The sequence below is a fragment of the Sphingobacterium thermophilum genome (assembly GCF_039541675.1).
Taxonomy (GTDB): Bacteria; Bacteroidota; Bacteroidia; order Sphingobacteriales; family Sphingobacteriaceae; genus Sphingobacterium; species Sphingobacterium thermophilum.
This window is the reverse complement of the sequence record NZ_BAABGR010000010.1, coordinates 51676-73794: the sequence shown is the minus strand read 5'-3', so window position 1 is coordinate 73794 and position 22119 is coordinate 51676. Positions and strand designations below refer to the sequence as shown.

Below are 22119 nucleotides of genomic sequence, written 5' to 3'. Positions count from 1 at the left end.
TAGTGGTTACTAGACGTAACTTAAAATTGAAATTATACTTCTGTTTTTTACTCATAAAAATGCCCCAAATAAGTGTCTAACTTTTTGGGGCATGTCTATACACTACAGGCTTTTTCTGTATATACCAAATCGAATAAAATGAAAATAAACTTACTTATGCACCATGATATCGGTTAGCCCGTCTGAAGGTACCCAAATCATTAAAACGAACACCATGTTGGCGCATAATCTCATGTGCCTTCTTTCGGGCTATATGACGTAAATAGAAAGTCTCGTTGACCACAAAGTGATGTATGGCATGTGTCCATCCGAAAAAGAAGCAAAACAGCTGAAACGGAAAAGTCCACCACACATTCAACACCTGAGTCTGCTCAATAACATTCCCCTGCTCTACATCCCCAAAATAATGAAGATTCGAGGTAATAAAGTGCAGGCAAAATTGACGTAACAGATTCGGCAGAAGAATAATATAGATAACTGGATTTAACCATTCTAACATGTACTGAATACTATCGGAAAATACCCACGTAAATCCGTACGCTTCGTGCAGAAAATTCAGAAGAATATTTGTGAAGAATACATATAGTATCACATGTGAAAGAATAGTAAAAGGAATAAGGCCGAATACGCCGCTGAGCTTAAGTTTTTTGGCGGTTTGAAACTTCAGATTACCCTTATCTACTTCTCTCTTTATATCCCTAAAAAGACCGAATACACGCAAAATATTTCCTATCACCAAATCCGGCGTAAAAAGCAATCGCTTTAAGCTCCATTTTTCACCATTGGTAACACCACGTTCTTCTACATCGTGTAACGTACCCGAAAATTTATGGTGATGGAAATGTAATACCCTGCGGAACCAAGGATTCAACGTCAAAGGTCGGACAAGCCATACCGTCAACAGCATGATATTGTGCACAATCTTATTATTTTTAAAATAGATAAAATGGATAAGGTCATGCTCCAATTCGTGCAACACACCAAAAAGAAATGCATTACCTACTATCAAACCCCACGCCGGTAAAGTTCCTTCATACCACAACCACCCCAGCACACCACTCATCACCAGACATACTAAAAAAATAGTAAATCCGATAAAGTTTTGATAACGCAAAAAAGGATACTTCTCCTTTAACGCCTGATAAGACGCTATAATCTCTCTACGTATTATATTCGTTTTTTGCTGATGTGTCACGCTATACTATGTGTTTTTGTTTAGACAAAGCTACCGAATAATAATTAATCCATCCTCATATTAAAGTAAGATAAATGAGAATGTCTGTTCTGAATAAAGTTATGACTTTTCGATTTTCTCCTAGTAAAAAAAAAGCCTGATGAAAAATCATCAGGCTTTTGTACCCAGCGCCGGTACGATACCCAGCAAATAACATCCAACCAAAGGAAAGCAATTCTTTGTTAATCATTACCTTGGTTACAACAAAGTGTTGGATGAAAATGGAGAATTGAAAATCAAGCACCATCGGAAGAAAGAGTTTCTTGGCTTATACCTGTTTTCCAATCCACGTACACCGTTAGAGCGGCAACAGAATAAGGATAACTTAGGGTTGGGTTTGGAAATCAGGGCAGAGAAAGAAAAAGCGCTACGATACGAAGAAATGGGAAAACCCAATCCCATCAAACAGAAAATCAATCTTTGGGATTACTTCCAAAAATACCTTGATGCCTACGACAAGAAAGACGTTCGGATGATTGAGGGCAGTCTCAATCGGTTCAAAACATTCATAGCTGAATATTACCCGAAGTTTACCGATATTATAAAGCCCGACCAAATCGACCGTTTTATGATTCAAAAGTATGTCGATTACTTGATGACACATTCAACGGGAGAGGGGGCCAAAAGTTATTATGCCCGTTTCAAAAAAATCATCAAATCGGCTGTTGATAAGGATGTCATACGGAAGAATCCATGTGATGGGGTAACCTGTATTGCAGGGGAAAATGTCATCACGAAAGATATTTTATCCGTGGAGGAATATCGGTTGCTGGCGAACACGCCCTATCAAAATAAGGAAATCGTCCGAGCATTCTTTACCAGTCTATTTGCGGGATATCGTTTCTGCGATGTGAAAGACTTGAAATATAGTAAGGTGGACTATGAAAACAAGATAATACGGATAGAGCAGAATAAGACAAAAGGCAAGTCCAAAAATTCACAAGTGGTTACACCATTAAGCCAAACGCTGATAAGTTTTATCGGATATCTCAAACGGCCACACGACCCCGAGGAGTTGGTGTTTGATTTGCCCAGCCATACCGGATGCCTGAAAGCGTTGCGGACATGGACACGGCGGGCGGGCATCAAAAAACACATTACTTGGCATTGCGCACGGCATTCTTTTGGCGTTGCCTTATTGACGGGTGAGGGTAAAGTAGACATAAAAACCTTATCTTCGCTGTTGGGACACAGCGGGTTAAAATACACGGAACGTTATACACAAACGGCTGATGTGTTGAAAAAGCAAGCGATTGAATCACTTCCGGAAATTAATTTGGTTTAGTTATGGACACTCTTGGATATATTAATCAAAAACATCGTTATGCGCTTTTACGGCTATATGATGGCGTTATTTTTAATAAAACATACGGTTTGTATTCAGTGGTAAAAACAACTATGACGTTTGTTTTTGGAGTGTTTTTTACGGGCTTGACCTACTGGTTGTCGTTATTTGCAGTCACTCGATTTTTGTTTGAATATTTATCGTATCGGATTAACGAATCCAAACTTGACAATAAGGCATTGATTCGATTTTTAGTGGAGCAGTACGCCCAATATACGCAATCCAAAACCAACCCGCTATACCTGTATATGCCATGGGAAACCAAGTCAATAGATAAGGGCTTTCAGCATTTTGAAGAATTGTACGGGTTTAAGGCCTACATCCGTCAGCTTGAAGGCTTGCGAAAGAAAAAAGACGATAGCGCAAAATTTTCGGGCGTTAGCCAAGAGCAACTCCCGATAATACATGCTTGCCTTAAGGAGTTGCAGATTATTGGCGAGAGCGTAACCATGGAAGAACTATCAGCATTATTTTTAAGGCAGCAACTTGATAAGCCTATTGTGATACAACATAATGGACGCTTAGCCTATATCTTTGACCGTCTCGTTGACAAAAAACTGATGCCATCGAGTTGGGGAGCCATTGCGGAAAGAGGTAACTTTTTCGCATCAAAAAATGGTACATCGTTGAAATCCAGCAATTTTTCTGCATCCAAGTCCGTGGTCAAGATGGATGCTGAACTTGAACGGAGTTCGGCGAAATATATGGACAGACTATAAATCCCATGCCAAAAACCAATTATTTCTTTAAGAATTTGGTTCACCCTTAAAGCCCTAAAAATTTCTTTTGGTTGCTTTACCTTCTTTTGTTTCCATGATGGTCGCGACATCAATGGTTTAACATTTTATTGATTAATTATCATGAAAACAATTGAAGATAGACTGCGAAAAATAGAAAAGCTATTGCTGGCTAAAAAGGAAACATTGACCCTTGAAGATACCTGTAATTACACAGGGATTTCCGAATCCTTTATGTACAAGCTCACGTCCGCAAGGAAAATACCGCACTACAAGCCCCATGGGAAGCTGATATATTTCAAAACACAGGAGCTTAATGATTGGCTGTTGCAGAATCCCGTTGTCACAATCGATGAATTGAGGCGGGAAGCAACAAGTCGGATTGTTACGTTTTAACAAGGAGGTATATTATGGAACACAGCGAATCCAATCACCTTGAAGTACGGACGGCCAATCAGGTGCTCAAGGAAGCATCACTACAACCCGACCCCATATTCCTATACCAACCCTTGGTTACGCAAGGTGAACTGGTTATATTGTTCGCAGATACGGGCATCGGCAAGACCGCATTGTCCGTGCAGATGGCCGTTCATATTGCCAAGCAGCAATACCATGTGCTGTATGTCGATTTGGAACTTTCGGACAAGCAGTTTGAAAAACGCTACCGCAATGACGAGGGCATCCACTTTCGGTTTCCCGAAATGTTCTTTCGGGCGGGTTATTGCGTACTCTAGAAATTCCCCGAAATGGGCTATGAGGATTTCTTCATCGCATCGCTGAAAAGCCGGATTGAGGAAACCAAGGCCACCGTGGTTGTCATCGACAACATGACCAAGATAGTGGCAGGTTCGACCGATACGGCTAAAAGCACCATCCCCATCATGAATAGCCTCAGCGAGATGAAGTTTGACCAAGGGCTAACATTCCTAATCCTCGAACATAACAAGAAAGTGGACGAATGGCGGCCAATATCCCTCAATGACCTGCAAGGTTCTAAGATGAAAAGCAACTTCGCGGATTCGGTATTTACCATCGGTAAATCCGCCACCGACAAAAACATCCGCTACATCAAGCAACTGAAAGTACGGAGTTCCGAATTGGAGTACGACACGGATAACGTACTGGTCTGTCGAATTTCCAAAGATGACGGCTACCTTGGATTCAGACAGGTTGGTTTCGCAAATGAAATGGAATTACTCCGGCTTCCATCGGAAGATTTACAGACAACCAAGGTGGAAACCGCCCTTCAGTTGAAAGACCGAGGCTTGTCAAATGTCGCGATAGCCAACGAATTGGGCGTAAGCGAGGGAGCAGTCAGGAAATGGCTGAAAGGCACATGAAATTCGTACGGTCGTACCGTTCGTACTTCTCGTACCGATACAAATGGTACGAGAAGTACGAGTGTACGAATAGGCGCAAAAAGATTACGGACACCCATCTTTTTTCCTTAGCCAGCATTCACCGCAGTGCTTGGCAACCCTGACGGAGCAAGGTTGTGTTTTGGTGCACCCAAAACCGCCTTGGCTCCCGATGGTCAACATTAATCGGAACAGTTATGACTATAAATAACAAAGGCGGCAAGCCGCTTTCACCCCATAAGAAAAACCACCGGATTAACGTCCGGTTCGATGAACAGGAATACCGACTGGTATTGCACAATGCACGGATAGCCAACATGAAGAAATCGGAATGGGTACGCAAGAGTGCCATCCTGAAAAAAATCACACCCCGATACACGCCCGAACAACTGAAAGTGTTCAGGGATTTTACGGGAGTGGCGAATAATCTCAACCAACTTACGAAGAAAGCGCATCAAATTGGTTTGAGCCAAATGACGCATGAATGCCAAAACACCATCAACCACATCAATCGATGCGTAAACAAACTACTGGAGCATGGTGGCGAAAATCATTGAGGGAAAGCATTTCGGCGGATGCGTTGGTTATGTACTGAAAAACGCAAGTGAAATCATCCATGCCGATGGGCTACGTACCACGTCCACCCATACCATCACACAGGATTTCAACCTGCAACGCAAGCTGAATCCAAGGTTGGGCAAGGCAGTTGGGCATATCGTACTCTCATGGAGCGAGCATGACAAAGGGAAACTTACGAATGGCCTCATGACCGAAGTTGCACTGAAATACCTGAAATCCCTTGGCATCGCTGACACGCAATGCCTGATGGTCAGGCACCACGACCGAAAGCACGACCACGTCCATATCGTTTATAACCGTGTGGACAACCAAGGCAAGACAATAGCCAATGGCAATCTCCGATTCAAGAGCGTGAAACTATGCAAGCAGTTGAACAGCAAGTATGGTTTCTACCAAGCCAGTGGTAAGGAAAAGGTGAACCGTGGGCGGCTGAAAGGCGCGGACAAAGCCAAATACGAAATCCATGATGCGCTAAGGGCCGCTTTACGGGTGAGCAGAAATTAGCGACAGTTGGAAAATTACCTGAAATACAAAGGCGTGACCATCCAGTACAAGAAAAAAGCAAATTCCAATGACGTGCAGGGCGTATCATTCTCCAAGAACGGATATACGTTCAAGGGTTCGGAGGTGGACAGGTCGTTGAGTTACGGGAAAATCGACAGGCTGTTCAAGGGAATGGAAATGCAGCAATCCACCGAAACCGACACAAACGTAACCAACCACCAAGCAATGAGGATTTCACCCATGGAAATGACTATTGAAACAATAGCATCGCTTTTTGACATCGACATCACCCATGACCAAGATGATGAGGCTGCCAAAAGAAAAAACAGGATTAAAAGGTAACTGAAATGGAATTTGAAAACTTAAAGCAGCAGGTAGACGAACTGCAATTGAACAGCGACCTATTGTCGAGCGACATCTCACGGATGCTCCCGACCATCATAAGCTTTCTCGAAGAAAACGAAAAATTGCTGCAAGGGTTCCATGAGGTCAGGGAAAAGGACTTAGAAACCAAATCCAAGCTGATTGGCTACATAAACGATTGCCATACCGCCATTGATAATTACGTCAGGGATTACGGCAATCTACAGGCATTGACAGACAACATCATAGACATCACCCAAAAGGACTACCTTGAACTGGATAGGAAATTGACGGAGTTCAAGGGTTTGGTCGAACGGATTCCCAAAGAAACAGAGGTAAAGCATAAACACAGCATTGACTTCAAATCAATCAGGGTAGTCTTTGCTTTGATATTCCTATTGATTTTCTCTTTCGTCAGCCTTGGCGTAGCGATAGGTTTGCACCAACACCAAAAAGCCCTAAAAGCGGATAGTATCAAATTTCGGATGTTCCGGCAGGAATTTCCCGAAATCGGCCAGCGGATAGATTCGATTTATCATGCCGACCCCGACAGGGCGTTATTCATTTTGGAGAAGCTGGAAGAAGAGCAACGGCTTATCCGATCGGCAAAGCAGAAAAGGAGGGAAATCGAATCGGCCAAGTAGTAGCCTGCTCATTTGTTGATTGGTGGCAATAAATCGGCATATTCGCATTCCAGCGCAGCAGCCAATTTAGGAAGCATGGACAGGGAATATTTCGTCCTGTCCTTGGGGCTTTCCACATGACCGATATAACCAACGGACACATCCAGCGCCAACGCCAGCTTGGCTTGGGATATACCCTTTTTGCCTCTCAACTCCTTTACTTTCTCGATGAGATAAGTGTCGACATCGGTTGCATGCGGCTTGTTGTCCATGGCATGCAAGGAAAGCACAATAAAAAACCGAAACACCGTAACATGAGACGGTAAAATTCTGTATATTTGGCTATCGGATTAAAATTAAGACGTATGAAATTACTAAATCGATTGTTCGTCTCGAAAGGACGTAAAAAATTGTTGTCAATTTTAAATCAAATAAATCAAGAGCTAAATGATCGTGTTTCTGAAAATACGTTGGGAGAATCTTGGGCTTGGAAAACGGCAATTTACTTACCTTTTATAAATGAAATTAAAACCTCGAATGATCATAGATACAACAAGCTGATTACTTCTGAAACGTTGATAGAAAATCTTTGTTTAATTATCATCGATAGAATAAACTCTGAGCTTACAACAGGACGATTTCATGTGTGGAGAGGACTTCTATCTACTGAGGGAGAATATTTAAGAAGGGTAAGCCATTATTTATTTAAAAATAAGTTGTCTCCCTATTTCAAGCAACAAGGGAAGTCAGATGAAGATTTAGAAAACATTAGAGATAACATATTTCGAGATACTGATTATTGGATCAAGCATGTGGGATAGATAGAATTAACGATATGTGTCGAGCATATGTTTTAACTTTCGTATCATATGGATGGAATCTCGTTTGTAAACAGCCAACTATTCTCACTTACTAAGCAATGACCTATTATTTGTCAAATTTACACTTAGCATGATAGTCATTTCCTATATTATTTCAATAATTTTATTTGTCTTAGGGGATTCGTTGGGGACTATGGTAGCCTTAACATTTTTTAATTTGATAGGCCAAATTTTCGGATGGCAAATACCTCAAAATACAAAAGTGGGACAATATATCGGTGCTTTTGTTGGAGCGTTTTTGGGCGCATACGTTGGTTTGAAGTCTTTTGATATCTTGGGACATCAACCCAATTATTATTTAATACTACCGATTTTTGGTATAGTCTGGTTGATTTTAAATTCTAAAATCAATCCTATTCATTTTCCCACGGCTCAAAGATTGGGGGGGGGGGTTAACAGCCCTGATAATAATTCCGTTAGCGTATCTGCCTGGATTTGTTTTGGAGAATAATTTTTTGCTTTATAGGCGTGATAATAGGCATAATCGTCATGATGTCGGTGCTCCCTAAGATTAATGAAAAACGTAGACATAAGGACATGTCTAATGATGTAAAAGAGAGTGAGGACTTGTAACTTCTCAAACTATTTGGCACTAGAGACCCCATTACTAGCTTTATACCTAAAGAGGCGGAAATCATTTTGCACACAAAAGCTATAAGGTGGGGCGGAAATTAAGCAGCATTGGGATTTGATACCGGACGATACCGACATGCTAATTACCCATGGCCCACCGTTTGGCATATTGGATGAAACCGTTTACAGCAAACGGGAAGGCTGCGAAGAATTGCTTTTAAGGGTTTACCAAGTACAACCCAAATATCATGTATTTGGTCATATCCACGAAGATTATGGGATGCTGGCTAAGAGAGAAACAACATTTGTTAATGCGAGCGTACTTGATGACCGTTATGAGCTTATAAATGATGCGGTGATATTAAACAGCGCCAAAGATTCGATATCCATCAAGCAGCTTACGGGAACCCGTAAAGAAAACATAAGTAAGACCAATAAATTTGTTTCTAATAGGGAAGATGTATCAAGGAATTTTATTAACCCCTAAATTAAACCATGGAATCACTTTCAGCTATATCAAATCTAATACCATAAGAGTAACGGAATATACAGGATAGTATGCCATGACAACGAAAGAGGCAAAAAATATTTTAGATTTAGAGGACTATTTTACAATAGAACAGCTTAAGTCAAGCTATAGGGACTTGTTGAAAAAAAATCACCCAGATAAACAAGCTCATATGTTCTCTGACATCGCGGCAGCCAATGAGAAGACAGCAAAAATCGTAGAGGCATATAGAATATTGCTTCAAGAAAAAAAGTATTTTACAAAACAAGCGCAAGGAGCAAATCACAAATCATACGATTCGGATTTTCCACATAAAACAAGTGAAAGCTCTCAATCCAAAAGCAAAAAAAAGAGAGAGGCACAAAGAGACCTATATGAAGATTTTATTGGGAAATATAAAATTCCAACAAATGATAAAGATTTTCCCGAAATGAATTGGGCAGTTTCATTTATTATAAAGATACTCATTCTCTATCCGATTATTATAACTGGCAATATCTATAGAGCAACAATTGGGAGGATTAACTCCAAATTTCTCCGAAAGACCTTATTGTTCCTTTTCGTCGTAGCCACAGCTAAATTACTCTACGAAAAAGGAATGGTAATATTTATGACAATCTTCGCATGTTACTTTATTTTAGCATCATCCTTACAAGGATTGACAATATTTCGAATACTATTGGAGGGTATTGGGAAATTATTCAAGCCCAATTTTAAGATTTCTCCCAATGGTGGGTTACAAGGTAGTTTATTGTATTTATCTCTATATTATTTTTTAATAGCCGTATCCAGTTGGATATTTTCAATAATGCTCAAGATACACGAACCGTTTACAGTTTTTAGGTTGGATTTAGACCACGCCTTTTTAAATGGCTTTATATTGTATTACATCGTTTTGTTCATAATACTTGTTGTGGAGACATCAGCCTTTGTAAAAATTAGGCGATATATGAGAAGTACTATGGCAAATTTATACGAAATCGAAAAAATTGAATCTTAGTTACACCTCGTAAGAAGCGATAACTTTATGGAAATTTATTTAAATACAGATTAAATGAAAAATAAGTACCTATGGTTAACACCAATTGTTGCTGCGGCACATAAGATTTTTATAACTGGTTTCTATCAAAACGAGATTGCACATGGAAAATTAATCCCAATAGTCGTTAATACCTTAACTTTCAGTGCTTTGGTCTTTGCTATCCCATTTATTATCACTATAATAAATTCTATCAAAACGAAGCAGTTTTCTTGGGCATTAATGAATAAAATGACTTTATACGCGCTGGTACTTTATATCGCGGTTTTGATTTTACCGGAAATTTATACAAAAAAAATGATGAAGTCAATTAACCAACAAACAACTGAAAGAAAAAGCGACCAGTTAAATGTCAATAATGAAATTCCTTGGTTTAGGAATGCCTTTTACGGTTTTTCGGTTTCAACACCTGAAAAAATGACACATGTAGACGGGGTAACAATGCCGAAAGGGTATGAACAATTATTTAATGACGTCCAAATTTTTTTATACCAATCTAAAACGTCAGTAGTGCAATTGATGTATTTTGATTCAAATCTTGAATCATATTACTTAGAAGAAGGTCAAATCAGGAATAGGGAATCAACTTAATTTTGCAAAGGCTACGAATCTAAACCTGAAATTCGTTAAAGGGGACTTTCAAAATCCATCATTATATTGTAACGGCGATTTTTTGGCCAGCGGACAAAAGGGTTTAGTAAAAGGTATGGGATATTTCAATGATGGAAAAATTTTTAATTTAGTTTGTTATACGTTTGACGGCTCCACTTCCAACGAATTCTTAGACAAAGTAATGGCGAGTATAAGAATTGTTGAATAATTATAATCGAACTAATAAATATGATTGGTGTCTAAAAATAGTCACACAAATTACATTTTCCTATTGATTGAAGTCGACATTGGTGAGCACGATATAGTCAACCACTTAATATAAACAAATTATGGAAGGATTTCTTAAGCTATTGGAATTATTTTACCCGCTAATTCTTACGATTCTACTGTTTAGATATTTAAAAAGTAAAGGCAGTCAACAAACTTTTTGGCTTCTATTCATTAAAATTGTATTGCCCGTTTGGGCGATATCCAGTATTGTCAAAGCCTTTACAAGCTCTATCAATACGTATTGGTATAATTATATTGCAGAGGCTTTGCCTGTGACAATTATAATGTCAGCATTGCCTTTAATTTATTTATATTATCGAAATAAAAAAAGTCTTTAGAAAAAAAGAATGAATGTCACAAATTCCACCAAAAACACTTTATTTGTTACACGCTCAAAAATTGGTTAATTTTTAAAAAAAATTGTTAAGAATGAATAATAAGGTGAATATTGACGGTGCTGGCAACATTGTTATTCAAGACATTACTGGTGCTTCAATAATTGTTAATCCTGATAATTCTTCAGAACTAAGACAATTAATTATGGACTTCAGCTCTCAATTGGAGGAGTTGCCTAAGGAAGTTTTAAGTATGATTGAAAGTAGACAAGATTTAAATGCCGAAATCAAAGTAGGTGCACATATGCATTTTACTGTTTTAGCGGATTTGCATGAAAATGTTGCTTACCGTAGACTTAAATTTGGCCTAACGATAACGAATACAACTAAAGAAAATAGATACTTCAATCAACCTTTCTTTAAAGTACACCCAAAATTTGAAATTAAAGGTTCAGAACAGGACACTTTTGTGATGATACCTGAAAATGGTAGTATTTTTCCTAAGAGATTAGAGTATGGAGAACCGGTCTTTGCATCCTATGAAAAATCAAAACAGGAGCCTATGAAATGTATCAGGAAATTCTGAAAAAGGACGATGAAGCCTATTTACAAGGTTTTGTAAGTACAACAGTTGGAGAGCTGTATGAATCTAATAAATTTTATATTAAGAAATTATTTGAACACTTAAAGTGGTTGAAGCAATGATAGACTTCTCGGATTCGGCAAAAGAAGCAGTAAACATAATTGGTACTGCATTAGCTACAGGTGGCAATGAAATAATAAAAAAAATTGCTTCCGACTTATGGACTAATGTAAAAAGCCTTTTTAATAAAAAAGGACATGAAAAGCTAATTGGGGCATTTGAAAAGAACCCAACGGATTTATCCACTAAAGAACAAATAGTAATTGTTTTAGAGAATGAGTTAAGGCAAGACGAGAATATGGCACAAAATATATCTAAGTTAATTCACGCCATTAAGACGTCTGATGGATACCAAAATTTTGTTTCCCAAATAGGCGATAAAAATATTGCTGTTACTGGTAAAATCAATAACTCGACAATAACCATCAACAAATAGCTTTTGTGAAAGCTTAACCATGATAAAAAACAAATGTTGAGAATTATCTGATGGTTTGGAGATATGGTTCCTTTAGAAAAAGGGTTAAAGTTTCCATTTGAGTACCAACGAAATAATTATTATTTCATAATCCGAAATAAATTTCAAAATATAAAATTTTCCCTATCTTTGTATTATGGTCATCATTGCCAAGACGTTCATTAATATTTTTGCCCATAAGCATCCAGCTTCTAAGGCAGCATTGAATAGCTGGTATCAGATTGTCAAGGAGGTAGATTGGGGGAATTTTAATGACGTACGGAATACGTTTGGCAGTGTAGATGCCGTAGGCAATGACCGATATGTATTCAACATTAAAGGAAATGATTATCGGCTGATTGCCATGATATTTTTCGACAAGCGTACCGTGTATATTCGGTTTATCGGTACACATGCCGAATACGATAAGTTAAAGGATTGTTCAACGGTATAACAATTAGGAAAGCCATGATTAGTAAAATAAGGAACGAAAAACAATATCACCAAGTGATGGCCATGATTGAGGGCTATCTCCAAAAGGCTACCGATGGGGGTGGTTTCCACGCATTGAGCCAACAAGAGGCTGACGAATTGGAGAAACTAAGCCTGTTGGCCGAACGGTACGAGGACGAGGAAATGAAGTTGATGCCTATGCCAGTAACGCTTAGTGCCATGGTGGAAGCAAAAAAAGAAGAATTGGGCGTTACACAGAAAGGGCTTGCATCTATTCTTGGTATCGGTGCACCGAAATTATCCCAAATACTCAATGGAAAACGCGACCCCGATGTGAATTTTCTGAAATCATTGCATCAAAAATTGGGGATTGACGGGAATTTTATTTTGGAAAGAGTTTAATTTAACCTGAAATTACGTCAATGTAATTAGCATATGTGTATGCATGATGAACAACAATAGCCTCAATTAGCATGATATTTCATTCTGTTCCCCCGAGAAGTCTGAACAAACATTTTACTGTTTATGGTAAAGTACTTATGCTTTGCCAAACCTTCGAGAAAAGATGCATGTCTCATTATAAGATGCTAAGTATTTTTTTAGGCCTAAAGAATGAGCGAATTAGTGTAGAAGATTGGGTTGCGGGAAGGGTTTATTGGTCACCTAAAGACCGGAAACCAACGTCAAAGAAAACAAGTTTAGGGGTTTTTACGAAAAATCGGAAAGAATTGTTTGTCAATTCAAATACGTTATCCGATTGGGTTGCTGAACTTTTTGAGAAGGCCCAAGATAACAGAAATTGGATTGTACACGAAAGTTTGGTTGATTTATCATTCATAATATCATCGGATGAAGTGTCGAAAGAAATGTTCAAATTGAAAGAACTTAGAGAAAAGATATCTCCCATTATCCGTGCTTTATATGTGCTTGGGGCAATCGAAATAGAACGAATTGATAAAACACCATTTTACGACCCAGAGCAAGAAACAGAATACACTAAACTAATTATCGATTGGATTTTTACCGACAGACCGCACACACACGGTTACAATGTACTGCATCGTGCTTTTCGAAAAATGTTGATGAATAAAGACAAAGAGCATATAACAAGTAAAGCGTAACAAAAAAGATTGTATTCCGGTTTGTCGTGGATTGACAAGTAAATTTTAAATAACTAAGAACAGCAGGACTGAAATTGGCGAACCCTTTTCAAACACGAATAAAAAACAAAAATTTAAGCATATGGTCAGATGGGACAATCTTTACAAAATTGGCAAACTACTAATAGGGCTATTAATTGCTATCGCTTTGTTTAGGATTGGAAACAATCGGAACGGCAGGTTTGAAAGTAAAGAACAATTAGGTGTTTTTGACACAAAAACCGGCAAAACATATTTCTTCAACCTAACGATTTAAAATACTACGACAACATATGTAATCTGTCGGATACAACAGGAGGGATGGATGAAATACCAAGATAAATGAATTGGAAGTGTCAAACGTTAATCGCTTGCAAAAGTAATTGATAGATGGACTGAAGTTATATATTCAATTGATTGACGGGAATTTTATTTTGGAAAAAGTATAGAATTTATTACACCTTTTTTACACCCTGTAAAAACAAAAAGACCTGAAAATCAACTGATTAACAGGTCTTTTTAGTACCCAGCGCCGGAGTCGAACCGGCACATCCGAAGATATTGGTGTTTGAGACCAACGCGTCTACCAATTCCGCCAGCTGGGCGTGCTGTCCTTCATTGTTGACGATGCAAATATAGAGCTATCCTCCATATTATGCAAGAAAAATATTCGTCTAATTTCTATATATACTGAAATTCAACACAATAATTTTTATATTTTTTTCAATGTGCCTTCTTTCGTTAGAATAAAGGCTTCCTCTAGCCTTTCTTAAAGTAAAAAAGAAAAAAATAAGCCTACCCTTCATTACGATCAGGCAGGCTTTCAACAAGATTTTTCGGACAATCTTCTCTTTAACGGAGAATTATTTCTTCGGTTCAACTTCAGATATCACATAAATATCCTCGTTGTCTCTTTTCATTTTATACTTTTCTCTGGCAATACGTTGAATCTCGTTAGGATTATATTGTACATCCTTAATAGCCTTTTCGAGGTTGATGATTTCGTTCGTATAGAACTCTTTCTCGTATTCCAGCTTACTACGTTCTTTCTGATAACCGTACTGTGTAGCAAAGTCGTATCGGTCAAAAAAGCACATCCATATTAGAAAGGCAAATCCTGCTATTAAAAATTTGTTTTTGACTAATGATACGGCTCTTTCCATGACACAAAAATAAAACAATGTTTCAATATATTTAGCATTAAATATACCGATTTTCCAAATAATAAAAAAGGAGAAACTTACGTCTCTCCTTTTTTATATGGAATTGTTTTTTTCTTACTTTTTGATGGCGTATTTGAAGTTTTTACCGATGAAGCGAGCGTTTTCTCCTAATTCTTCTTCGATACGTAACAATTGGTTGTACTTAGCCATACGGTCCGAACGTGAGATTGAACCTGTTTTTATCTGACCGCAGTTCAATGCTACCGCTAAATCAGCAATAGTAGAATCTTCTGTTTCTCCAGAGCGGTGTGACATCACCGAAGTGTATCCTGAATTTTGTGCCAAAGTAACCGCATTGATTGTCTCTGTCAATGAACCGATTTGGTTCACCTTCACCAAAATGGAGTTGGCCGTATTGGCATCGATACCTTGCTGCAAGCGTTTAGTATTAGTCACGAACAAGTCGTCACCTACCAATTGTACTCGATCACCTATTTTGTCTGTCAACAATTTCCAGCCGGCCCAGTCGTCCTCTGCCATACCATCCTCGATAGAGATGATAGGATATTTCTGCGTCAATTCAGCTAGATATGTTGCTTGTTCTTCACTGCTACGTACCGCACCTTTATCACCTTCGAACTTAGTGTAGTCGTATTTGCCGTCTTTATAGAATTCTGATGAGGCACAATCTAACGCCAAGCAAACATCCTCGCCTGGTTTGTATCCTGCTGTTTCAATAGCTTTAAGGATAGTTTCTATAGCATCTTCTGTACCATCGAAAGTAGGTGCAAAACCACCTTCGTCGCCCACTGCCGTAGATAGGTTACGGTCGTGAAGGATTTTTTTCAATGTGTGGAAAATCTCAGCCCCCCAACGCAATGCTTCAGAGAAAGATGGAGCCCCCACAGGCATAATCATAAATTCTTGGAAAGCGATAGGTGCATCCGAGTGAGACCCACCGTTGATAATGTTCATCATCGGAATAGGCAAAGTATTAGCATTTACCCCTCCGATATAGCGATATAAAGGCTGTCGTGATTCCTGAGCAGCAGCTTTAGCTACAGCCAAAGAAACTCCCAAAATCGCGTTAGCGCCTAGATTTCCTTTATTTTCAGTACCGTCAAGATCGATCATGATCTTGTCGATAGCGTTTTGCTCGAAAACATCTACACCTACTAATGCCTCAGCAATTTTAGTATTTACGTTTTCTACTGCCTTTAAAACACCTTTCCCTAAATATTTTGATTTGTCACCGTCACGCAATTCAACCGCTTCGTATGCACCTGTTGAAGCTCCCGAAGGAACCGCAGCACGTCCTACAAAACCATTTTGTGTTGTTACATCAACTTCTACTGTTGGATTACCACGCGAATCTAAAATTTGACGCGCTTTAACATCGATAATTAAACTCATTGTATTTTAATTGGGTTTATGACTTTGTTCAACAATACACTTAGTGTATTTCGGACACTAATATACTAATTATAGTCTTTTTTCCAAAAATAAGTAATTATTACCATTTTTTATGTATTAAACAATGAAAAGCCTTCAACCGGGGAGATTGAAGGCTTCACTAACTAACCAATTATTAACCTAAATTATGAAGTACTAAAGCATTTTCAATTCCTGTGCCAAAACCATTTACCTTTCCCAATCTTAACATAGATTTAACATTAAAAAGTCGCGAAGCATCAAATTATAGTTACCTTTGCTGCATGGAAATTTCGACGATACTACAAAAGCTACAGATAGAACATCTGAACAGCATGCAGGAAGAAGTACTGAGGCAATTTCGTGCCCATCAAGACTTTATGCTGTTGGCTCCTACCGGCTCAGGAAAAACCTTAGCATTTGCTTTATTAGTAGCACGACTTGTCGAGGAGAAAAAAAACTCTTGTCAATGTCTTATCGTCGTTCCTACACGTGAACTGGCTCTACAGATCGAACGTGTCATCCGGTCAGTCATGGAAGGACATAAAGTCATATGTGTCTATGGTGGTAATGATAGCCGCCTGGAAAAGAATAAGCTTAAAGATGCCCCCACAGTGCTAATTGGCACTCCCGGCCGTATAATTTATCACATTGAAAAAGAACACTTTTCCACCAAGCATATTCATACTGTGGTGCTTGACGAGTTTGATAAGTCTCTGGAATTAGGTTTTCAGGAGCAGCTCAAGTTTATTCTGGAAGCCTGCCCCCAAACCCGTCAAAAAATCCTTACCTCAGCAACCTTTCATGAAGAATTGCCTGACTTTGTGACATTGCGTCAGGTAATCACGGTAAACCGATTAGTTTCACATGAAAACCAACCGGACCTTCGCTTCTTAAAAGTCATCTCTCCCGCACAACATAAACTGAAGGCTCTTTTTAATCTACTTTGTCAGCTAGAAGACAAGAAAGTACTCATTTTCTGCAACCACAGGGACGCAGTAGATCATATCTCCGAGCTATTGGATGACAGAGGCATCATCCATGATGTATTTCATGGAGGCTTAGAACAACGTGACCGTGAATTGGCAATCTTGAAATTCAGAAACAACAGCAACAGAATCCTGCTGACCACAGACCTCGCGGCGCGAGGACTCGACATCCCTGAAATAGACGTCATCATACACTACCAGCTTCCAACGAAGGAAGATGCTTTCATTCATAGAAACGGACGTACAGCCCGTATGCATGCCACAGGTGAGGTTATCGTCTTATTGAAGCCGGATGATATATTTCCTTATCTACCGGAAGGCGCTGAAGAGCTGCACATCCAGCATGACCTTCCCTTACCTCCCAACACCTCGTTCTGTACGCTTTATGTTCCCTTGGGCAAGAAACATAAAGTCAACAAGATTGACTTTGTCGGTTATATCCTGAAAATAGAAGGGATATCGAAAGATGATTTAGGACTTATAGAGGTGAAGGATAAAGAATCCTATATCGCCGTCCGTAGAAATTTAGCAACAAAAATCATCCAAGAAGGAAGCAACGGAAAGATAAAAGGTAATAAAGTGAAGTTCAGCCGCACCTAAAAACAGTGCGATTCTTAAAGTTGACTGTTGATAAATGTCAACACTTCTCTAGGGACTAATGTTTCAACGCTACCACCATGCAATAGGATGTCTCGTACAATGGTCGATGAGATGTACGATTTGTCCGCCTTGCTAAGCAGGAAGAACGTTTCAATTTCAGGGGCCAAAACTAAATTGTTTTGAGCTATAGCATTTTCAAAATCCAAATCCGTGCTATTCCTCAAGCCTCTTAAAATATAACGAGCATTTACCTTCTTACAGTAATCCACCGTGAGACCTGAAAAGGTTTCAACAACTACTTTACTTTCATCCTTATATACTGCTGCAATAGCTTTTTTTCTTGTTTCGAAGTCCAACAATCCTTTCTTCGAAGAGTTGACTCCTATAGCGATGTAGATTTTGTCAAAAAGAGGCAATGCTCTGTCCACCAAATCTTTATGCGCTAGGGTAAATGGATCGAAAGAGCCCGGAAAAACTGCTATTTTCATACGCTATTTATTTTGATAAAAACTGAAGGATGAATATCCGTATTTTCTTGTCTCTTCGAAAGACGGATGTTCCACTAAAACACGTGTCGACGGATGTTCCACCACCAAAATACCTTGAGGTTTCAACAGACCTCCTTCTATAATCAACTGAGGCAGCTGAGGCAGCTGAGGTAAATCGTACGGAGGATCCGCAAAGATGAAATCGTACTGTTTCTTGCAGGATGAGATAAACTTAAACACGTCCGACCTTACCGTTTTGATATTTAAGTCATAGCGCTTAGCGACGTCTTTTACATAAAGCAAACATTTACCATGGGCGTCTACCGCATCGACAGTAGCTACTCCCCGCGAGGTCAGCTCATAAGATATATTTCCTGTACCACAGAAAAGATCCAAGCACTCACACCCCTCCCAGTCCAGCTGGTGTTGCAAAATGTTAAACAGCGCTTCCTTCGCCAAATCTGTGGTAGGACGTACCGGCAGGTTGGCCGGCGGATTCAATCTTATCCCTCCTATCTTCCCTCCTATGACGCGCATACCACCAACTCCTCTAAAATACTAAACTTATGTATAGCTTGAGTCACTTCCTCATTCTCCGAATGCCAATTTCCTGCTATCACTAAAGGTTTGACCTCTTCTCCATAAAAAGCTAATCGCTCTGCCCATACTGACGATAGAGAAACTCCCCCCAGCAGTATTTGCTTATACTTACCTTCGATAGAGAAATTTTTCATAATACTTAAGACGAAGTAACTCAAATCCTCCAATGTTTTTACTTCATAGGTATTATATATCCTCAATTCTCCATGAACGAGAAGAAACAGGTCTGCAGATGAATCATTGACATATACCCCCAATACGGATTCCGCTTCATCTTGATGCTTCCATGCCTGATGAAGGACGGCTTCAAAATGAGGTACAATGTTCACATTAGGGAAAAGCCTTCTCCAGCGGCTTTGCAAAGCAGGTTCAATCTGATAAAGTGCGGTAATCCCTTGTTCCGAAAACTGTTTCACAGCAATATGCTCTACTTCCGTATGTACAAAATAATCGGTATATAGGGACAAATCGTCAAGCGCAAACACTTCCGAAGGAATCCAGATTATATTTTGATGAGGTAGGGAGACATATACGTGCTCAAAAGGCATACTCAACAACCTTGCAGCCTCCATAGATGGATTCTCATTGTCATACGACAAACACACAACCACCTCATTATCTTTGTTTACCACCGCAAGATGGTCTTCCTTAAGCCCTCCCTGTATGAATAACGTATACGAGTTTAAGTATTGTAAATGAAAATCTACTGATATATAATTCATCAAAATATGGATTTTTGGCTGCTGATATCCATCAGCTATCTAACAAAAATAGCTTTTAGAATTGAATTGACCAACCTTTTTGAATAACTTTGGGTGTGTACGTCAAAAATCTGCTTTCCCAATATTTTTCATGGACTCCTACTGCACAGCAGCAGGAAGTTTTCGAACGTCTGGCTGAATTTTTGCACACCTTCTCAAAAGAAAGCTGTTTTATTCTGAAAGGTTATGCCGGAACAGGAAAAACGACCATTATATCCACTTTGGTGCAGGTCCTTCCCCGCCTCAACAAAAAACCTGTACTTCTGGCTCCTACAGGCAGGGCGGCTAAAGTGATGAGTGCCTATTCCGGGCGAAAAGCATTGACCATTCATAAAAAGATTTACCGAAAGAAGAATGCCTTATCCTTTCAAATGGATTTTGAGCTTGCGGACAATATGCACGAGGACACCCTTTTCATTGTGGATGAGGCTTCCATGATCACCCACGAAGGATTCAGCATATTCTCCGACGGAGTATTGTCCGACCTTATAAGGTATGTGCAGTCAGGGAAAAATTGCACCCTGATGCTGGTAGGTGACAGTGCACAGCTCCCTCCCGTAGGACGAGACTATAGCCCGGCATTGGATACAACTTATATGGAGAGTCATTTTCATCTTCATGTATTCTCTTACGAAATGACAGATGTGGTAAGACAAGAAAAAAATTCCGGAATATTATACAATGCCACCAAAATCAGAAATGAGATTCGACTGGACGACGATATGGTGACGTACAACTATCCGCAATTTGTCACTAAAGGATTTAAAGACATTTTCCGAATGACGGGAGATAGACTCATCGAAGGGTTACACTATGCCTACGACAAATACGGCATAGAAAACAGTATCGTCATCTGCAGGTCCAATAAGTCCGCCAACCTCTATAATAGACATATCCGCAATCAGATCCTCTTCCGCGATGAAGAAATATCAGGTGGCGATATTATCATGGTTGTCCGCAACAATTACTATTGGCTGCAGCAGCATGATGAAAATCACACGGGCTTTATCGCAAATGGAGATATGGCAGTCGTCAAAAAGGTGAGTAATATCCATGATATGCACGGATATCGATTTGCTGACCTTTACCTCGAGTTTATGGATAACAACGAGGGAGACGCCATCCGCTGTCGGGTAATCTTAGACAGCATCTATGCTGAAGGCGCACAACTCTCTTTCGAAGACCAACAAAAGCTATATCAAAGTATAGCCCAGGATTATGAGGATATCCCAAGTAAAAAAGACCGACTGGAGGCTATAAAGAAAGACCCATACTATAATGCTCTGCAGATAAAGTTTGCCTATGCTATCACCTGCCATAAAGCTCAGGGTGGTCAATGGCCTTTGGTTTTTATCGATCAGGGATATATGACCGATGAGATGCTCACTACAGAATTTATGCGATGGCTATATACAGGCATCACTAGGGCTACCAAAGAACTTTTTTTGGTCAATTTTAGCGATAAATTTTATACTATATCGTAACCCTTCCTCCGGTTGCCGGAATGGTTGCTCCCGAAATATAAGAAGCTGCCTCCGAAGCTAGAAACACATATATAGGGGCTATTTCTGCCGGCTGGCCGGGACGTCCCATAGGAGAGTTCGTTTCTCCAAAATTTTCGTGATCCGGAATAGTACTAGGAATTAAAGGTGTCCAAACAGGACCGGGAGCAACAGCATTCACCCTTATTCCCAATTTATCTTCCATGAATTTCTGTGCAAGACTGGCCGTGAAGTTTTGGATAGCACCTTTTGTAGCAGCATACGGAAGCAACGATGGATTAGGATCATAAGCATTCACGGACGTGGTATTGATAATAGAACTTCCTGCGAGCATATGAGGCTTAGCATACTTTACCAAAAAGAACATAGCTCGGATATTTGTTTCGAACGTTTTATCCCACTCTGCAGCATCTATTTCTTCCAAGGTGTCATACGACATTTGATAGGCAGCATTGTTGACAAGCACATCTATCCTTCCAAATGTATTTACCGTTCGATCTATAATCTTCCGGCAGTGACGTTCTTGACGTATATCACCTCTTATCGCAATACCTTTCACTCCGGCTTCCTTTATCCATTTTAAGGTGTCCTTAGCATCTTGATCTTCGACCTTATCCTTATAGCAGATGACGATATGGGCTCCTTCTCGTGCCATGGCTATAGCCACAGCCTTACCTATTCCCGAATCCCCTCCAGTGATGATACAAATCCTATCTTTCAACTGTCCATGTCCCCTGTAACTTTCCTCACCATGATCTGGACGTGGTTCCATACGGGAGGTCACTCCCGGCACAGGTTGAGATTGCTTCTTAAAAGGTGGTGTAGGATATTTCTTTATCGGATTTTTGATTTTTTTCTCTTTCATAATCAATATATTTTATGTGCCTTCCCTTTTATAACATCTTAGCTCCGTAATCGTTCAAAGTAGACTCTAT

The 22119-nt window shown here is 39.4% G+C and carries 30 protein-coding genes and 1 tRNA gene; 22 read left to right on the top strand and 9 right to left on the bottom strand.

Annotated features, from left to right (window positions below; genetic code table 11):
• Positions 1–154: 154 nt before the first annotated feature.
• Positions 155–1195 carry a hypothetical protein gene (locus ABD873_RS05530; protein WP_039053688.1) on the bottom strand — a complete coding sequence of 347 codons (1041 nt, stop codon included), beginning with the start codon at positions 1193–1195 and terminating at the stop codon, positions 155–157.
• Between the two features lie 247 nt (positions 1196–1442).
• On the opposite strand from ABD873_RS05530, the gene ABD873_RS05525 reads away from it, so the two are divergent.
• The 10 genes from ABD873_RS05525 (at position 1443) to ABD873_RS05485 (ending at position 6764) form a co-directional block, all read left to right on the top strand.
• Positions 1443–2519, top strand: coding sequence for a tyrosine-type recombinase/integrase (locus ABD873_RS05525; protein ID WP_345065755.1), 1077 nt, complete (start codon positions 1443–1445; stop codon positions 2517–2519).
• A 113-nt stretch (positions 2520–2632) separates the two neighbouring features.
• Positions 2633–3298, top strand: coding sequence for a hypothetical protein (locus ABD873_RS05520; RefSeq protein ID WP_345065752.1), 666 nt, complete (start codon positions 2633–2635; stop codon positions 3296–3298).
• A 141-nt stretch (positions 3299–3439) separates the two neighbouring features.
• Positions 3440–3712 (top strand): helix-turn-helix domain-containing protein, encoded by a 273-nt coding sequence (locus ABD873_RS13835; protein ID WP_425568695.1) that lies wholly within the window; start codon positions 3440–3442, stop codon positions 3710–3712.
• Positions 3713–3726: 14 nt separating this feature from the next.
• A complete protein-coding gene (locus tag ABD873_RS05515; RefSeq protein ID WP_345065749.1) occupies positions 3727–4050 on the top strand; it encodes an AAA family ATPase in 324 nt (107 codons plus the stop codon).
• A 105-nt stretch (positions 4051–4155) separates the two neighbouring features.
• Complete coding sequence (locus ABD873_RS05510) at positions 4156–4656, top strand: RNA polymerase sigma factor (protein ID WP_345065746.1); 501 nt, start codon at positions 4156–4158, stop codon at positions 4654–4656.
• Entirely contained in the window at positions 4653–4799 is a 147-nt protein-coding gene (locus tag ABD873_RS05505) for a hypothetical protein (protein ID WP_345065743.1), read from the top strand. Before ABD873_RS05510 ends, ABD873_RS05505 begins: the two co-directional genes overlap by 4 nt.
• Positions 4800–4871: 72 nt before the next feature.
• The gene (locus tag ABD873_RS05500) at positions 4872–5231 is read left to right on the top strand and encodes a plasmid mobilization protein (protein ID WP_345065740.1); all 360 of its coding nucleotides are present in this window, start codon (positions 4872–4874) and stop codon (positions 5229–5231) included.
• Positions 5212–5757, top strand: coding sequence for a relaxase/mobilization nuclease domain-containing protein (locus tag ABD873_RS05495; RefSeq protein ID WP_345065736.1), 546 nt, complete (start codon positions 5212–5214; stop codon positions 5755–5757). The genes ABD873_RS05500 and ABD873_RS05495 overlap by 20 nt, the downstream gene beginning before the upstream one ends.
• A 6-nt stretch (positions 5758–5763) precedes the next feature.
• Positions 5764–6099: a hypothetical protein gene (locus ABD873_RS05490; RefSeq protein WP_345065733.1), complete on the top strand. Its 336-nt coding sequence runs from the start codon at positions 5764–5766 to the stop codon at positions 6097–6099.
• Positions 6100–6104: 5 nt separating this feature from the next.
• Complete coding sequence (locus ABD873_RS05485; RefSeq protein WP_345065730.1) at positions 6105–6764, top strand: hypothetical protein; 660 nt, start codon at positions 6105–6107, stop codon at positions 6762–6764.
• 8 nt (positions 6765–6772) lie between these two features.
• Here ABD873_RS05485 and ABD873_RS05480 read toward each other — a convergent pair whose 3' ends face one another.
• Positions 6773–7015 carry a helix-turn-helix domain-containing protein gene (locus ABD873_RS05480; protein WP_345065727.1) on the bottom strand — a complete coding sequence of 81 codons (243 nt, stop codon included), beginning with the start codon at positions 7013–7015 and terminating at the stop codon, positions 6773–6775.
• A 93-nt stretch (positions 7016–7108) separates the two neighbouring features.
• Here ABD873_RS05480 and ABD873_RS05475 point away from each other — a divergent pair, with 93 nt between their 5' ends.
• The 10 genes from ABD873_RS05475 to ABD873_RS05430 all read left to right on the top strand — a co-directional run bounded on the left by ABD873_RS05475 (position 7109) and on the right by ABD873_RS05430 (position 13632).
• Positions 7109–7564: a hypothetical protein gene (locus ABD873_RS05475; RefSeq protein WP_345065724.1), complete on the top strand. Its 456-nt coding sequence runs from the start codon at positions 7109–7111 to the stop codon at positions 7562–7564.
• A gap of 130 nt (positions 7565–7694) precedes the next feature.
• Positions 7695–8075 carry a hypothetical protein gene (locus ABD873_RS05470; protein ID WP_345065722.1) on the top strand — a complete coding sequence of 127 codons (381 nt, stop codon included), beginning with the start codon at positions 7695–7697 and terminating at the stop codon, positions 8073–8075.
• Between the two features lie 237 nt (positions 8076–8312).
• Entirely contained in the window at positions 8313–8684 is a 372-nt protein-coding gene (locus ABD873_RS05465) for a metallophosphoesterase family protein (protein WP_345065720.1), read from the top strand.
• 76 nt (positions 8685–8760) lie between these two features.
• A complete protein-coding gene (locus ABD873_RS05460) occupies positions 8761–9705 on the top strand; it encodes a J domain-containing protein (protein WP_345065717.1) in 945 nt (314 codons plus the stop codon).
• Positions 9706–9759: 54 nt separating this feature from the next.
• Positions 9760–10335 carry a hypothetical protein gene (locus ABD873_RS05455; protein ID WP_345065714.1) on the top strand — a complete coding sequence of 192 codons (576 nt, stop codon included), beginning with the start codon at positions 9760–9762 and terminating at the stop codon, positions 10333–10335.
• A 720-nt stretch (positions 10336–11055) separates the two neighbouring features.
• On the top strand, positions 11056–11547 hold the full coding sequence (locus tag ABD873_RS05450; RefSeq protein ID WP_345065711.1) for a hypothetical protein: 492 nt from the start codon (positions 11056–11058) through the stop codon (positions 11545–11547).
• 115 nt (positions 11548–11662) lie between these two features.
• Positions 11663–12040, top strand: coding sequence for a hypothetical protein (locus ABD873_RS05445; RefSeq protein ID WP_345065708.1), 378 nt, complete (start codon positions 11663–11665; stop codon positions 12038–12040).
• 175 nt (positions 12041–12215) lie between these two features.
• The gene (locus ABD873_RS05440) at positions 12216–12512 is read left to right on the top strand and encodes a type II toxin-antitoxin system HigB family toxin (RefSeq protein WP_345065705.1); all 297 of its coding nucleotides are present in this window, start codon (positions 12216–12218) and stop codon (positions 12510–12512) included.
• Between the two features lie 56 nt (positions 12513–12568).
• Positions 12569–12913 carry a helix-turn-helix domain-containing protein gene (locus ABD873_RS05435; RefSeq protein ID WP_345065702.1) on the top strand — a complete coding sequence of 115 codons (345 nt, stop codon included), beginning with the start codon at positions 12569–12571 and terminating at the stop codon, positions 12911–12913.
• A gap of 167 nt (positions 12914–13080) precedes the next feature.
• Positions 13081–13632: a hypothetical protein gene (locus tag ABD873_RS05430; protein ID WP_345065699.1), complete on the top strand. Its 552-nt coding sequence runs from the start codon at positions 13081–13083 to the stop codon at positions 13630–13632.
• 541 nt (positions 13633–14173) lie between these two features.
• Here the strand turns inward: ABD873_RS05430 and ABD873_RS05425 are convergent.
• From ABD873_RS05425 to eno, 3 genes are all read right to left on the bottom strand, one after another.
• Positions 14174–14255: transfer RNA gene (locus ABD873_RS05425), tRNA-Leu, on the bottom strand.
• A 258-nt stretch (positions 14256–14513) separates the two neighbouring features.
• Positions 14514–14813, bottom strand: a complete 300-nt coding sequence (locus ABD873_RS05420) for an FtsB family cell division protein (protein ID WP_345065696.1) — start codon at positions 14811–14813, stop codon at positions 14514–14516.
• 114 nt (positions 14814–14927) lie between these two features.
• Complete coding sequence (gene eno, locus ABD873_RS05415) at positions 14928–16226, bottom strand: phosphopyruvate hydratase (RefSeq protein WP_039053683.1); 1299 nt, start codon at positions 16224–16226, stop codon at positions 14928–14930.
• A gap of 302 nt (positions 16227–16528) precedes the next feature.
• Between eno and ABD873_RS05410 the strand changes: the two genes are divergently transcribed.
• Positions 16529–17833: a DEAD/DEAH box helicase gene (locus ABD873_RS05410; protein ID WP_345065692.1), complete on the top strand. Its 1305-nt coding sequence runs from the start codon at positions 16529–16531 to the stop codon at positions 17831–17833.
• Positions 17834–17847: 14 nt separating this feature from the next.
• Here ABD873_RS05410 and coaD read toward each other — a convergent pair whose 3' ends face one another.
• From coaD to ABD873_RS05395, 3 genes are read right to left on the bottom strand one after another with little or no spacing between them, the layout of a single operon-like run.
• On the bottom strand, positions 17848–18321 hold the full coding sequence (gene coaD, locus ABD873_RS05405; protein ID WP_345065689.1) for a pantetheine-phosphate adenylyltransferase: 474 nt from the start codon (positions 18319–18321) through the stop codon (positions 17848–17850).
• A gap of 3 nt (positions 18322–18324) precedes the next feature.
• Complete coding sequence (locus ABD873_RS05400; protein WP_039053681.1) at positions 18325–18858, bottom strand: RsmD family RNA methyltransferase; 534 nt, start codon at positions 18856–18858, stop codon at positions 18325–18327.
• Positions 18846–19643, bottom strand: a complete 798-nt coding sequence (locus ABD873_RS05395; RefSeq protein ID WP_345065685.1) for a DUF3822 family protein — start codon at positions 19641–19643, stop codon at positions 18846–18848. Before ABD873_RS05395 ends, ABD873_RS05400 begins: the two co-directional genes overlap by 13 nt.
• Before the next feature lie 95 nt (positions 19644–19738).
• On the opposite strand from ABD873_RS05395, the gene ABD873_RS05390 reads away from it, so the two are divergent.
• A complete protein-coding gene (locus ABD873_RS05390) occupies positions 19739–21166 on the top strand; it encodes an ATP-dependent DNA helicase (RefSeq protein ID WP_345065682.1) in 1428 nt (475 codons plus the stop codon).
• On the opposite strand, the gene ABD873_RS05385 is transcribed toward ABD873_RS05390, so the two are convergent.
• Positions 21156–22049 carry an SDR family oxidoreductase gene (locus tag ABD873_RS05385; RefSeq protein WP_345065679.1) on the bottom strand — a complete coding sequence of 298 codons (894 nt, stop codon included), beginning with the start codon at positions 22047–22049 and terminating at the stop codon, positions 21156–21158. The two genes, ABD873_RS05390 and ABD873_RS05385, sit on opposite strands and share 11 nt — an antisense overlap.
• Positions 22050–22119 lie beyond the last annotated feature (70 nt).